This is a genomic window from Streptomyces afghaniensis (assembly GCF_044327915.1).
GTDB lineage: Bacteria > Actinomycetota > Actinomycetes > Streptomycetales > Streptomycetaceae > Streptomyces > Streptomyces afghaniensis.
Genome location: NZ_JBIRGJ010000012.1, coordinates 345,770 through 359,123 on the forward strand (window position 1 = coordinate 345,770; position 13,354 = coordinate 359,123).

Sequence of the window (13,354 nt, forward strand, 5' to 3'; positions counted from 1 at the left end):
GGGCGGCGGAGGGCGGGCGGATGATCGACGCGTACGAGGACCCCGGCACACCCGACCACCGGGGCGGCGCCCGTTACCTGTGGTGGCTGGTCACCCGGCAGCCCTGGCGGTGTGCGGCCGGGGCGATGTTCGGCAGCGTGTGGATGGTGCTGCTGGCGGCGACGCCGTACCTGATGTCCCGGGCGATCGACGACGGTCTGGAGCCCGGCGACATGGGCGCACTGGCCCTCTGGAGCGGTGCGCTGTTCACGGTCGGGGCGTTCAACGCCTGGCTGAGCATCATGCGCCACCGCACCATGACCCGCGTCCGGATGGACGCCAACTTCCGCACGGTGAAGGTCGTCGTCGGCCAGGCGGTGCGGCTCGGCGCCTCGCTGCCGCGGCAGATGGGGGCAGGGGAGGTCGTCACGATCGGGGTGGGCGACGTGCAGACGATCAGCCAGTCGCTGACGGTCGTCGGACCCGGTGTCGGCGCGGTCGTGGCCTACCTGGCGGTCGCCGTCCTGCTGGTCTCGGTCTCCCCGCTCATCGCCCTGGTGGTCCTGCTCGGCATCCCGCTGATCGTCCTGCTCGTCGGGCCGCTGCTCGGGCGGCTGCAGGGTTCCGAGACGGAGTACCGCGAGCGGCAGGGCGTGCTCACCGCGCGGATCGGCGACCTGGCCGGCGGTCTTCGGGTCCTCGCCGGGCTGGGCGGCAAGACACTGGTCGCGGACGCCTTCCGCCGTGACTCGCAGCGGCTGCGCGAGCAGGGGTACCGCGTCGGCGCGGTGACCAGCTGGGTCCAGGCCCTCGGCATCGGCCTGCCCACCCTGTTCCTCGCCGTGGTGACCTGGCTGGCGGCCCGCCTCGCAGCCCGGGGTGACATCACCGTCGGCCAGCTGGTGTCGGTCTACGGGTATGTCGCGGTGCTGGTGGGCCCGGTGTCCTTCTGGGTGGACTGCGGCTACCAGATCAGCCGCGGCCTGGTGTGCGCGCGCCGCGTCGTCCGGTTCCTGCGCCTGGAGCCGATGCCGGACACCGGCACCCGGGGCGCCCCGTCCGAACCGGCGGCCCTGCACGACCCCGAGTCCGGCGTCCGCGTCCTCCCCGGCCGCCTGACGGCCCTGGTCGCACAACACCCGGCCGACGCCACGACCATCCTGGACCGCCTCGCCCGCTACACCCCTTCGAACGCGACCTGGGGCGGCAAGCGCCTCGACGAGATCGCCCTGAACCAGATCCGCCGGCGGATCCTGCTGGCCGACCACGAGGCGGACCTGTTCGCTGGAACCCTCCAGGACATGATCAGGCCTGTTGGGGGCGCGGGGAACTGCGCGACCAGCCACGACGGCCCCGCAGCCGCCACACAGCACGACACGGCACTTCGGACGGCGCTCCACACAGCCGCAGCCGAAGACATCGTCCAAGCCCTCCCCGACGGCCTGAACACCCACATGGCCGCCCAGGCCCGCAACCTCTCCGGCGGCCAACGCCAACGCATCCGCCTGGCCAGAGCCCTCCTCGCCGACCCGGAGATCCTCCTCACCGTCGAGCCCACCTCCGCCCTCGACGCCCACACCGAGGCCACCGTCGCCGACCGCCTCAGTAAGGCCCGCCAAGGCCGCACCACGGTCGTGACCACCACCTCACCCCTCGTCCTGGACCGCACGGACACCGTCCATTACCTCGTCGACGGCAAGGTCGCGGCCTCGGGCAGCCACCACGAACTGCTCGACACCACCCCCGGCTACCGCGCCCTCGTGGCCCGGGACAACGAGGAGGCCGTCCGATGAGCCGCGGCCACCTCCCCGTCGCCGAACGGGCGGACGTCCGACGGGCGTTGCTGGCCCTCGTACGGGCCGACACCCGGGCCTTCACCACCGTCCTCGGCCTCAACGCCCTCGCCGCCCTGGCCGGTCTGGCAGGACCCTGGCTGCTGGGACGGATGATCGACGACGTCCGTGCCGGACACGGCACGGCGGCCGTGGACCGGCTGGCCCTCCTGCTCCTGGCCTGCGCCCTCGCCCAGTTGTTCCTCGCCCGCTGGGCCCGCTACGTGGGCCACCGCTTCGGCGAACGCACCCTCGCGCGCGTACGGGAACGGTTCGTGGACCGCGCCCTCGACCTGCCCGCCTCGGTCGTGGAGCGCGCCGGCACCGGCGATCTGACGGCCCGCGGCACCTCGGACGTCACGACCGTGGGGAACACCTTGCGGGACGCCGGTCCGATCCTGCTCATCAACCTCGTGCAGTGCCTGTTCCTGGTCGGCGCCGTGTTCCTGCTCGACCCGCTGCTCGGTGCCCTCGGCGTGCTCGGCCTGACGCCGATCTGGCTGGCGTTGCGCTGGTACCTGCGGCGGGCCCGGGACGGGTACCTCGCCGAGGGCGCGGCCACCTCGGACGTCGCGGAGATCCTCGCGGCGACCGCGGCCGGAGCGCGGACGGTGGAGGCGTTCCGGCTCGGGAAGCAGCGCACCGCGGCGAGCCGGGAGGCCCTGGAGTCGTCCCGCCGTACGCGCTTCTACACGCTGTTCCTGCGCACGGTGTTCTTCCCGGCGGTGGAGGTGTCGTACGTCGTCCCGGTGGCCGGCGTGCTGGTGATCGGCGGGGCGTTGCACACCTCGGGCGCGATGAGTCTCGGGGCGGTGGTGGCGGCGGCCCTGTATCTGCACCAGTTGAGCAATCCGCTGGACGAGATCCTGGTCCGGGTCGAGCAACTCCAGAGCAGCGGCGCCTCCTTCGCCCGGGTGGAGGGGCTGGCCCGGGCCCCGCGGGCCGCCGGGGAGGGCGACGGTCCCGATCCGGACGGCGACCGTATCGACGTCGCCGGGGTGCGCTACGCCTACGACGGTGGCGTCGAGGTGCTGCGCGGCGTCGATCTGACGGTGACGCCCGGGGAGCGGCTGGCCATGGTCGGGCCGTCGGGCGCCGGCAAGACCACGCTGAGCCGGCTGATGGCGGGCATCGACGCGCCGACCGCCGGCTCGGTGACGGTCGGCGGCGTGCCCGTCGTCGGACTGGGACCGGAGCGGCTGCGCCGCCAGGTCGTCCTGGTCACCCAGGAGCACCACGTGTTCCTCGGCACGGTCCGCGACAACCTGCGGATCGCCGAACCGTCCGCCGGGGACGAGGAGTTGTGGAAGGCGCTGTCGGTGGTCGGCGCCGAGACGTGGGTGCGGGAGCTGCCCGGCGGTCTGGACGCCCTTCTGGGCCAGGGCGGTTGCCGCACCGACGGCTCGCAGGCCCAGCAACTGGCCCTGGCCCGGGTGGTGCTGGCGGACCCGCACACGCTGATCCTCGACGAGGCGACCGCGCTGCTCGACCCGACGACGGCGCGGCACACCGAGCGGGCCCTGGCAGCCGTGCTCGAAGGGCGGACCGTCATCGCCGTCGCGCACCGGCTGCACACCGCGCACGACGCGGACCGGGTGGCCGTGATGGAGGACGGCCGGCTGACCGAACTGGGCACGCACCACGAGCTGGTGGCGGCCGGCGGGGCCTACGCGGCGCTGTGGCACTCCTGGCACGGGGACGCGCCCAGGGATCACCAGGAGTCCGTATAGCGAACATGAACTTCCGGTCAACGAACCGATTCCGGCCATACTCTTGACACGCCCCTGACAGAAAGCGCACTCGCCTGCCACGCTTCCCACGACTGCTCCACGGCAACCCCACGGCAACACCTCCACCTCCCCAGGCCGGGCGACCCCCGGTCCCGCAGAAGGAGCCAGTGTTGAGAAGCAGTTCCTCGCGAAGAAGCAGCTCCCACAGACGCACTCCCCACACCCCCCGCCGCACCGCGGCCGTGGCCCTCGCCGGCGTCGCCGCGCTGATCGCCGCCGCCGTGCAGAGCGGCACCGCCACCGCGGCCCCTACGATGGCACCGCAGGCCGCGAGCAAGGCGAACCCCGGCTCGGAGTCGGTCAGGCTCACCCCCGCCCAGCGCGCCGCCCTGATCCGTGAGGCCGACGCGGACAAGGCCCGGACGGCGAAGGACCTTGGCCTCGGCGCCAAGGAGAAGCTGGCGGTCCGCGACGTCCTCAAGGACCGCGACGGCACCCTGCACACGCGCTACGAGCGCACCTACGACGGCCTGCCGGTCCTCGGCGGCGACCTGGTCGTGGAGAGCACGAAGGCGGATGCCGCCGCGTCCGTCGTGAAGGCCACCCGCGCCGCCATCGAGCCGGCCACGACGAAGGCCGCGGTGCCCGCCGCGAAGGCACGGCAGCAGGCCCTGGCCGCGGGGAAGGCCGAGGACGCCAAGAACCCGGCCGTCAACCGGGAGCCGCGCAAGGTGGTCTGGGCCGCGAAGGGCAAGCCGGTCGTGGCGTACGAGACGGTCGTCGGCGGCTTCCAGCACGACGGCACCCCGCAGGAACTGCACGTGGTCACCGACGCCACCACCGGCGAGAAGCTGTACGCGTGGGAGGCGATCGAGAACGGCACCGGCAACACGGTGTACTCCGGCACGGTCGATCTCACCACCACCCAGTCCGGGTCGACGTACAACCTCACCGACGGCGCCCGCGGCAACCACAAGACGTACAACCTCAACCGCGGCACCTCCGGCACCGGCACGCTCTTCTCCGGCTCCGACGACGTCTGGGGCAACGGCACCCCCTCCAACCTGGAGTCGGCCGCCGCCGACGCGCACTACGGCGCCGCGCTGACGTGGGACTACTACAAGAACGTGCACGGCCGCAGCGGCATCCGCGGCGACGGAGTGGGCGCGTACTCGCGCGTCCACTACGGCAACAACTACGTCAACGCGTTCTGGTCGGACAGCTGCTTCTGCATGACGTACGGCGACGGCTCGGGCAACGCCAACCCGCTGACGTCGATCGACGTGGCCGCGCACGAGATGACCCACGGCCTCACCTCCAACACCGCGGGCCTCAACTACAGCGGCGAGTCCGGCGGTCTGAACGAGGCGACCAGCGACATCTTCGGCGCGACCGTCGAGTTCTACGCGAAGAACTCCTCCGACGTCGGTGACTACCTCATCGGTGAGAAGATCAACATCAACGGCGACGGCACGCCGCTGCGCTACATGGACAAGCCCAGCAAGGACGGCGACTCCAAGGACGCCTGGTACTCGGGCATCGGCTCGATCGACGTGCACTACTCCTCGGGCCCGGCGAACCACTTCTTCTACCTGCTGAGCGAGGGCAGCGGCACCAAGACCATCAACGGTGTCACCTACGACTCGCCCACCTCGGACGGCCTTCCGGTCACCGGCATCGGCCGGGACAAGGCGGAGAAGATCTGGTTCCGCGCGCTGACCACCAAGTTCACCTCGACCACCAACTACGCGGGCGCCCGTACCGGCACCCTCGCGGCGACCGGTGAGCTCTACGGCACCGACAGCGCCGAGTACAAGGCGGTCCAGGACGCGTGGGCGGGCGTGAACGTCGGCACGCGCTCCGGCGGCGGGGGCGGCGGCGGTACGTCCTTCGAGAACACCGCCGACGTGGCGATCCCCGACCGGGGCGCGGCGGTCACCTCGCCCGTCACCGTCTCCGGCCGGACGGGCAACGCGCCGTCCAACCTCCAGGTCGCGGTGGACATCGTCCACACCTACATCGGTGACCTCAAAGTGGAGCTGGTCGCCCCCGACGGCACGGCGTACACGCTGAAGGGCTACGGCACGGGCGGCAGCGCGGACAACATCGCCACCACCTACACGGTGAACGCCTCCTCCGAGGCCGCCAACGGCGTCTGGCAGCTGCGGGTCCAGGACAACGCGGCCCGCGACACCGGATACATCAACAGCTGGAAGCTCACCTTCCCGTAGGCCCGTTCGCGGTCCGCCCAGGACAGGGCGCCGCCCCGGTGGGTTCGACTCCCCCGGGACGGCGCCCGCTTCATGCGTCCGGGCGTACACCTCGTCGTCGATTTCCGGCCAACATCACGCGCGCTCCTGACATGTACGCGTCTCAAGTGCCACTCTTCCCCCACCCGCCGCACAGCACCACAGCACTTCCCCCACACCTAGGAGCTTGTGTGTCCACCCCTCTCTACGCGCGTCACAAGCGCACCACGCTCGCCATCGCCACCGCCGTCGCGGCCGGCGCCCTGCTCACCACCGGAATGACCTCCGGCACCAGCGCCGCCGCCGACTCCTCCTCCAAGCCGGCTCTGGCGGCCGCTCCCGTCCTGCTCTCCGCGCCCGCCCGCGCCGCCCTCATCAAGGAGCAGCAGGCCGACGCCACCGGGACCGCCGACGAGATAGGCCTCGGCGAACAGGAGAAGCTGGTCGTCAGAGACGTCGTGAAGGACGCCGACGGCACGGTCCACACCCGCTACGAGCGCACCTACGCGGGCCTGCCGGTCCTCGGCGGCGACCTCGTGGTGCACGAGTCGAAGTCCGGCGTGACCAAGGGCGTCACCAGAGCGACGAAGGCCGCGCTCAAGGTCCCCTCGCTCAAGCCGGCGGTCCCCGCCGCCAAGGCCGAGAAGCAGGCCGTGACGCTCGCCAAGGCGGCCGGCTCGGAGAAGTCCGAGGCGAACTCCACGCCCCGCAAGGTGATCTGGGCGGCCGACGGCAAGCCGACCCTCGCCTACGAGACGGTCGTCGGCGGCCTCCAGGAGGACGGCACCCCGAACGAGCTGCACGTCGTCACCGATGCCGCCACCGGCAAGAAGCTCTACGAGTACCAGGGCATCGAGACCGGCACGGGCAACACCACCTACAGCGGCCAGGTCACCCTCGGCACCACCAAGTCCGGGTCGTCGTACAACCTCACGGACGGCACGCGCGGCGGCCACAAGACGTACAACCTCAACCGCGGCACGTCCGGCACCGGCACGCTCTTCTCCGGCTCCGACGACGTCTGGGGCAACGGCAACCCGTCCAACCTGGAGACCGCCGCCGCCGACGCGCACTACGGCGCCCAGGTGACCTGGGACTTCTACAAGAGCACCTTCGGCCGCAGCGGCATCCGCAACGACGGCAAGGCGGCCTACTCTCGCGTCCACTACGGCAACAACTACGTCAACGCCTTCTGGTCGGACAGCTGCTTCTGCATGACCTACGGCGACGGCTCGGGCAACACCCACCCGCTGACCTCGCTCGACGTGGCCGCGCACGAGATGAGCCACGGTCTGACCTCGGCCACGGCCGGCCTCAACTACAGCGGCGAGTCCGGCGGTCTGAACGAGGCGACCAGCGACATCTTCGGCGCGGGCGCGGAGTTCTTCGCGGGCAACTCCTCCGACGTCGGTGACTACCTCATCGGCGAGGAGATCGACATCCGCGGCGACGGCTCCCCGCTGCGCTACATGGACAAGCCCAGCAAGGACGGCGACTCGGCCGACGCCTGGTCGGCCAATCTGGGCAGCCTGGACGTGCACTACTCCTCCGGCCCCGCCAACCACTTCTTCTACCTGCTGTCCGAGGGCAGCGGTTCGAAGACCATCAACGGCGTGACCTACAACTCGCCCACCTCCAACGGTTCCACGGTCACCGGCATCGGCCGCACCAAGGCGCTGCAGATCTGGTACAAGGCGCTGACGACGTACATGACGTCGACGACCAAGTACGCGCAGGCCCGCACGGCGACCCTGAACGCGGCCTCGGCGCTGTACGGCGCGTCCAGCACGGAGTACAAGGCGGTCGCGGCCGCCTGGTCCGCCGTCAACGTCGGCTGACCCGAAGCACGGCCGAGGGCGGTACCCGGACCGAAGGCAGACCCGGGTGCCGCCCTACTCTTGGTGACCGTGTCTTATGCGGATCCGAAGGACTTCACCTACGCCGATGTCGGCGCCACCCGCGACGAGGGCTTCTGCCCGCCGGGCTTCCATCCCATGAACGTGCGCACCCGCCTCGGCGAGGGCGAGGAGGTCTTCCGCCGGGCCTCGGAGGCGGTGCTCACCTGGGAGATGCACCGGGCCATGGGCGTCGGCATCGACGCCGGCGCGGACCGGGCCGCCCCCGGCGTCGACGTCACCGTCACCCTCGCCGGCATGATCAAGGCCCCCTGCCGCGTGGTGTGGACGCTCGAGGAACCCCGCCGCGCCGGCTGGGCCTACGGCACGTTGCCCGGCCACCCCGAGTGCGGCGAGGAGTCCTTCGTGGTGGACCGCACGGGCGACGGCACGGTCTGGCTGACCGTGAACGCCTTCAGCCGCGCCGCCAAGTGGTACGCGAGGGCCGGCGGCCCGGCAACCAGGGGCTTCCAACACGCGTACGCACGCAGGTGCGGCAGCATCCTGCGGAACCTCGCGACGCAGGGTGGTGCGGATACTTAGGGGCGCGGGGAACTGCGCGACCAGCCCCCACGCACCCGCGGACAACACTCAACGCATCAACAGCCCAGCAGCCTCGACAAGCTCCTCAGAGGGCCCGGCCACCAAGCCCAGCTCCGCACTCGAAGCCAACAGCCGATGCGCGGGAAGGATCCGCACCGTATACCCAAAAGGCCCGGTGCGATCCAGCGACAAGGGCCCCTCATAAACCCACCGCCCGTCCAGACCGGCGGAGCCCACCGGCTTCAACGGAACAACCGTCGCGTCACCGATCCGGTCCTCCTCGTCCACCCGCCCCGAAACGGCCTGCACCTCCACGTCATCAGGCCCGAGATCCCCCAGCCCGACCCGCACCCGCAAGGCCAGCGTCGTCCCCAACTCCGCCAGCGCCGCCGAAGACGACGTCTCCACATGGTCGACAGTGACGGCCGGCCAGGCCCCCCGCACCCGCCCCTTCCACTCGGCGAGCTCCCGCGCCGCGTCCGGATCCATGGACCGGTGGGCCAGCGCCGCCGGCGAGTAGAGCCGCTCGACGTACTCGCGGACCATCCGCCCGGCCAGCACCTTCGGCCCCAGCAGGCTCAAGGTCTGGCGGACCATCTCGATCCACCGGTCGGGCAGCCCGCTCTGGCCGCCGCGCTCGTAGAAGCGCGGCGTCACCCGCTGCTCCAGCAGGTCGTACAGCGCCGCGGCCTCTATGTCGTCGCGGTGGTCGGGATCGGTCCCCACACCGTCCGCCGTGGGGATGGCCCAGCCGAAGTCGGGCTGGAACCACTCGTCCCACCACCCGTCCAGGACGGACAGATTCAGACAGCCGTTGAGCGCCGCCTTCATCCCGGACGTGCCGCAGGCCTCCAGCGGGCGAAGAGGGTTGTTCAGCCAAATGTCGCACCCCGGGTACAGCTTCTGCGCCATCCCCATGCCGTAGTCCGGCAGGAACACGATGCGGTGCCGTACCCGCGGATCGTCCGTGAACCGCACCAGCTCCTGCACCAGCCGCTTCCCGCCGTCGTCCGCGGGGTGCGCCTTGCCCGCCACGACGATCTGGACCGGCCGCTCGGGATGCAGCAGCAGGTCCATCAGCCGGTCGCGGTCGCGCAGCATCAGCGTCAGGCGCTTGTACGACGGGACGCGCCGCGCGAAGCCGATGGTGAGGACGTCCGGGTCGAGCACGCCGTCGATCCAGCCCAGCTCGGCCGTGCCGGCGCCGCGCTGCCGCCAGGAGGCGCGCAGCCGCTCCCGCACCTCCGTCACCAGCTGCTCGCGCAGGCCCCGCCGCAGCTCCCAGATCTCCTGGTCGGGGATGTCCGCCACCGCGTCCCAGCGGTCCGAGCCGCCGACGGTCAGCGCGTCCTCGGCGCGGTGGACGCCGATCTGCCGGGCGCCGAGCCGGAAGACCTCGGGGGCGACCCAGGTGGGTGCGTGCACGCCGTTGGTCACGGACGTGATCGGCACCTCGTCGGCGTCGAAGCCGGGCCACAGGCCGGAGAACATCTCGCGGCTGACGTTGCCGTGCAGCAGGGAGACGCCGTTGGCGCGCTGGGCGAGACGCAGGCCCATGACGGCCATGTTGAACAGGTTGGGCTCGCCGCCGGGGTAGGTCTCCATGCCCAGCTTGAGGACGCGTTCGACGTCGATGCGGGGCAGCTCGGCGTCGGGGCCGAAGTGGCGGGCGACCAGCTCGCGGTCGAAGCGGTCGATGCCGGCCGGGACCGGGGTGTGGGTGGTGAAGACGGTCCCGGCGCGGACCGCCTCCAGCGCCGAGTCGAAGTCAAGGCCCTCGGCGCAGAGCTCGGCGATCCGTTCCAGGCCGAGGAACCCGGCATGCCCCTCGTTCGTGTGGAAGACCTCCGGCGCGGGGTGCCCGGTGAGCCGGCAGTACGTGCGCACCGCCCGGACCCCTCCTATGCCGAGCAGCATCTCCTGGAGCAGCCGGTGCTCGCTGCCGCCGCCGTAGAGCCGGTCGGTCACGCCGCGCTCGCCGAGGTCGTTCTCCTCGACGTCGGAGTCCAGCATCAGCAGCGGGACCCGGCCGACCTGCGCCAGCCAGATCCGGGCGTGCAGCTGCCTGCCGCCGGGCAGGGCGAGGGCGACCTGGGCGGGGGTGCCGTCGGACTCCTCCAGGAGGGCCACGGGCAGCTCGTGGGGGTCGAGGACGGGGTAGTGCTCCTGCTGCCAGCCGTCCCGGGACAGGGTCTGGCGGAAGTAGCCGTGCCGGTAGAGCAGGCCGACGCCGATCAGCGGGACGCCGAGGTCGCTCGCGGCCTTCAGGTGGTCGCCGGCCAGGATGCCGAGGCCGCCGGAGTACTGGGGCAGGGCGGCCGTGATGCCGAACTCGGGTGAGAAGTAGGCGATCGCGGCGGGGAGTTCCTCGGGCTGGGCCTGGTACCAGCGGTCGCCGGTCATGTAGTCGTTCAGATCGCCGGCGACCGCGGCGAGGCGGCGCAGGAAGCGGCGGTCCTGGGCCAGGTCCGCGAGCCGCGCGGGCGGCACGCTGCCCAGCAGCCGGACCGGGTCGCCGCCCGAGGCGGCCCAGCGCTCGGGATCGACGGACTGGAACAGTTCACGGGTCTCCGCGTGCCACGACCAGCGCAGATTGCGGGCCAGATCACTGAGCGGCCGGAGGGGTTCGGGGAGAACGGGTCGGACGGTGAATCGACGGATCGCCTTCACGGGTTCCACCTCGGCGCGTTCGCAGGATGACGCAGGGTTCTGACACAGGGCTTCATCGACGTCACCTACGACAGTACCGGCGTCGGTGCCGCAGCCGCTGAAGCTCCGCCTCCCGACGCCCGATCGGCCGGAACCGGCCCATCCACGGATATGGCCGATTCCGCCCCATAGGCGTCCTTGTGGCGCTTCACCTGCCACGAGAGGCTGCCCCTGGCGTACCGGGCCCGCGCCCGCCGTTCGCGGCACCGCGCGGCAGCCGTACGCCGAGTCGAGGAGGGGAACTCGGACCATGGCACGGACGCGCACACGGCGTCTGCGCTGGACGGGGGGCCTGGTGGCGGCGATCTGTGCCGCGGCGTTTTCGGCCATCACCCTGCCCGCGCACGCCGTACCGGAGGGGCGGATACTCGGCGCCGGAGAACCCGGCTCCGTGCACGGAAGTTACCTGGTGACACTGCGGGAGGGCATACGGGCTCCGTCGGCGGCCGGACGGGCCCTCGCCGAGAAGTACGGGGTGCACATCAGCCACACCTACGGCACCGTCCTGAACGGCTACGCGATCAGGACCGACGCGAGACGGGCCGGGCGGCTCGCCGCCGACCCCCGGGTCGCCTCGGTCGTCCAGGACACCCGCGTGCGGCTGGAGCGCACCCAAGCCGAGCCGCCCTCCTGGGGGCTGGACCGCGTCGACCAGAAGAGTCTGCCGCTGGACCGGAGCTACACCTGGCCCGAGTCGGCGGGCGCCGGGGTGACGGTGTACGTGATCGACACCGGCGTCCGGACCACACACCGGGACTTCGGCGGCCGGGCGAGCCACGGCTGGGACTTCGTGGGGGACGACGAGGTCGCGTCGGACGCCAACGGCCACGGCACGCACATCGCCGGCACGGTCGCCGGGAGGACCCACGGTGTCGCCAAGCAGGCACGCGTCGTCTCCGTGCGCGTCCTGGACGCCGCCGGGGCGGGCACCACGGCCCGGGTGATCGCCGGGATCGACTGGGTGACCCGGCACGCGAAGAAACCCGCCGTCGCCAACCTCAGCCTGGGCGGGCCGCGCAACGAGCGGCTGGACGCCGCCGTCCGCGCCTCCATCGCCTCCGGCGTCAGCTACACGGTCGCCGCGGGCAACGACGGCAGGCCGGCGGGCCTGTACTCCCCGGGGAGCGTCAAGCAGGCGATCACGGTGGGCGCGACCGACCGGAGGGATGCGAAACCGGCCTTCTCCAATCACGGCCCGGCCCTCGATCTGTTCGCCCCGGGCGTGCACATCACCTCGGCGTCAGCCGCGAGCGACACCGCACGGGTCACCTTCTCGGGTACCTCGATGGCGGCACCGCACGCAGCGGGCGCGGCCGCGCTGTATCTGGCCGATCATCCGAAGGCGGCTCCGGCCCAGGTCACAAGGGCCCTGACCGCGGGAGCGGCGACCGGGAAGATCTCCGGCCGGGGTCCCGGTTCGCCGGACAGGTTACTGCGGGTGCCGCACGGCTAGGGCGAAGGAGCAGCCACGCGCGGGTGCCGGCCTCGTCCGCCGCGGACGAGGCCGGTCTTGTGTGTCGACATACGCGTGAGTAGTTAACAAAGTGCCGGATTGCCCACCCGAATAGGGTGGGAAGGCTCCTGCGGGTACCCCTCTCAGGAGCACCATGCAGGACCCACCTCCCCACAGACATCCGCCCACCCACGTTGACGCGGACAGGAGCGGTCATGCCCGCCAAGCACCATTCGTCACCACCCCCCACCCGCCGCACCGGGGCGCGCGCGCCCGGCGGCGAGTCCCGTCCCGCGCGCCCGGCCGACGCCGGTCCGCAGGTCCCGCAGCCACCCCCCGTGGGCGACGCGACCGCCGTCGGGCGCATACCCGTGCTCGATGTCCGCCCGGTCGTCCAGCGCGGACGCCGGCCGGCCAAGGCCGTGACCGGCGAGACCTTCGAGATCTCGGCGACCGTGTTCCGGGAGGGGCACGACGCGGTCGCCGCCAATGTCGTCCTGAAGGATCCCGAGGGCCGCCCCGGCCCGTGGACGCCGATGCGTGAGCTGGCTCCGGGGACGGACCGGTGGGGCGCCGAGGTCACCGCCGGGGAGCCCGGCCTGTGGTCGTTCACGGTGGAGGCGTGGGGCGACCCCGTCAGCACCTGGCGCCATCACGCGCAGATCAAGATTCCGGCGGGCATGGACACGGACGTCGTCCTGGAGGAGGGCGCGCGCCTGTACGAGAGGGCCGCCGCCGGTGCGCCCGAGGAGGGGGGCCGCCGGAACGTGATCCTCGCGGCCGTCGCCGCCCTGCGGGACGAGGACCGCCCGGCGGCGGCGCGGCTGGCTGCGGCGCTGACGCCGGAGGTGGACGAGGTCCTGGCCCGCCATCCGCTGCGGGACCTGGTCACGACCTCGGAGCCGCTGCCCCTGCTCGTGGAGCGGGAACGGGCCCTGTACGGCTCCTGGTACGAGTTCTTCCC

At 72.0% G+C, this 13,354-nt stretch carries 8 protein-coding genes; 7 read left to right on the forward strand and 1 reads right to left on the reverse strand.

Annotation, left to right across the window (positions count from 1 at the left end; all coding sequences use genetic code 11):
- Nucleotides 1-20 precede the first annotated feature (20 nt).
- The 5 genes from ACH4G3_RS39915 (at nt 21) to ACH4G3_RS39935 (ending at nt 8,228) form a co-directional block, all read left to right on the forward strand.
- Nucleotides 21-1,772: an ABC transporter ATP-binding protein gene (locus ACH4G3_RS39915; RefSeq protein WP_397629049.1), complete on the forward strand. Its 1,752-nt coding sequence runs from the start codon at nt 21-23 to the stop codon at nt 1,770-1,772.
- Nucleotides 1,769-3,541 carry an ABC transporter ATP-binding protein gene (locus ACH4G3_RS39920; protein ID WP_397629050.1) on the forward strand — a complete coding sequence of 591 codons (1,773 nt, stop codon included), beginning with the start codon at nt 1,769-1,771 and terminating at the stop codon, nt 3,539-3,541. Before ACH4G3_RS39915 ends, ACH4G3_RS39920 begins: the two co-directional genes overlap by 4 nt.
- 170 nt (nt 3,542-3,711) lie before the next feature.
- Entirely contained in the window at nt 3,712-5,772 is a 2,061-nt protein-coding gene (locus ACH4G3_RS39925) for a M4 family metallopeptidase (protein WP_397629051.1), read from the forward strand.
- Between the two features lie 209 nt (nt 5,773-5,981).
- Nucleotides 5,982-7,628, forward strand: a complete 1,647-nt coding sequence (locus tag ACH4G3_RS39930) for a M4 family metallopeptidase (protein ID WP_397629052.1) — start codon at nt 5,982-5,984, stop codon at nt 7,626-7,628.
- Between the two features lie 63 nt (nt 7,629-7,691).
- Nucleotides 7,692-8,228 (forward strand): DUF1990 domain-containing protein, encoded by a 537-nt coding sequence (locus tag ACH4G3_RS39935; protein ID WP_397629053.1) that lies wholly within the window; start codon nt 7,692-7,694, stop codon nt 8,226-8,228.
- A 48-nt stretch (nt 8,229-8,276) separates the two neighbouring features.
- Here the strand turns inward: ACH4G3_RS39935 and ACH4G3_RS39940 are convergent, their stop codons facing one another.
- Nucleotides 8,277-10,898, reverse strand: a complete 2,622-nt coding sequence (locus tag ACH4G3_RS39940) for a glycosyltransferase family 1 protein (RefSeq protein ID WP_397629054.1) — start codon at nt 10,896-10,898, stop codon at nt 8,277-8,279.
- Between the two features lie 289 nt (nt 10,899-11,187).
- Here ACH4G3_RS39940 and ACH4G3_RS39945 point away from each other — a divergent pair, with 289 nt between their 5' ends.
- Both ACH4G3_RS39945 and ACH4G3_RS39950 read left to right on the forward strand, forming a co-directional pair.
- Nucleotides 11,188-12,390 carry a S8 family peptidase gene (locus tag ACH4G3_RS39945; RefSeq protein ID WP_397629055.1) on the forward strand — a complete coding sequence of 401 codons (1,203 nt, stop codon included), beginning with the start codon at nt 11,188-11,190 and terminating at the stop codon, nt 12,388-12,390.
- Between the two features lie 215 nt (nt 12,391-12,605).
- Nucleotides 12,606-13,354: maltotransferase domain-containing protein (locus ACH4G3_RS39950; protein WP_397629056.1), on the forward strand; the 749-nt coding region annotated here is incomplete at its 3' end.

Excerpts from the sequence above, each read along its gene's own strand:
- ACH4G3_RS39915 (WP_397629049.1), top strand. The coding sequence starts at position 21 with ATGATCGACGCGTACGAGGACCCCGGCACACCCGACCACCGGGGCGGC.
- ACH4G3_RS39945 (WP_397629055.1), top strand. The coding sequence starts at position 11,188 with ATGGCACGGACGCGCACACGGCGTCTGCGCTGGACGGGGGGCCTGGTG.
- ACH4G3_RS39920 (WP_397629050.1), top strand. The coding sequence starts at position 1,769 with ATGAGCCGCGGCCACCTCCCCGTCGCCGAACGGGCGGACGTCCGACGG.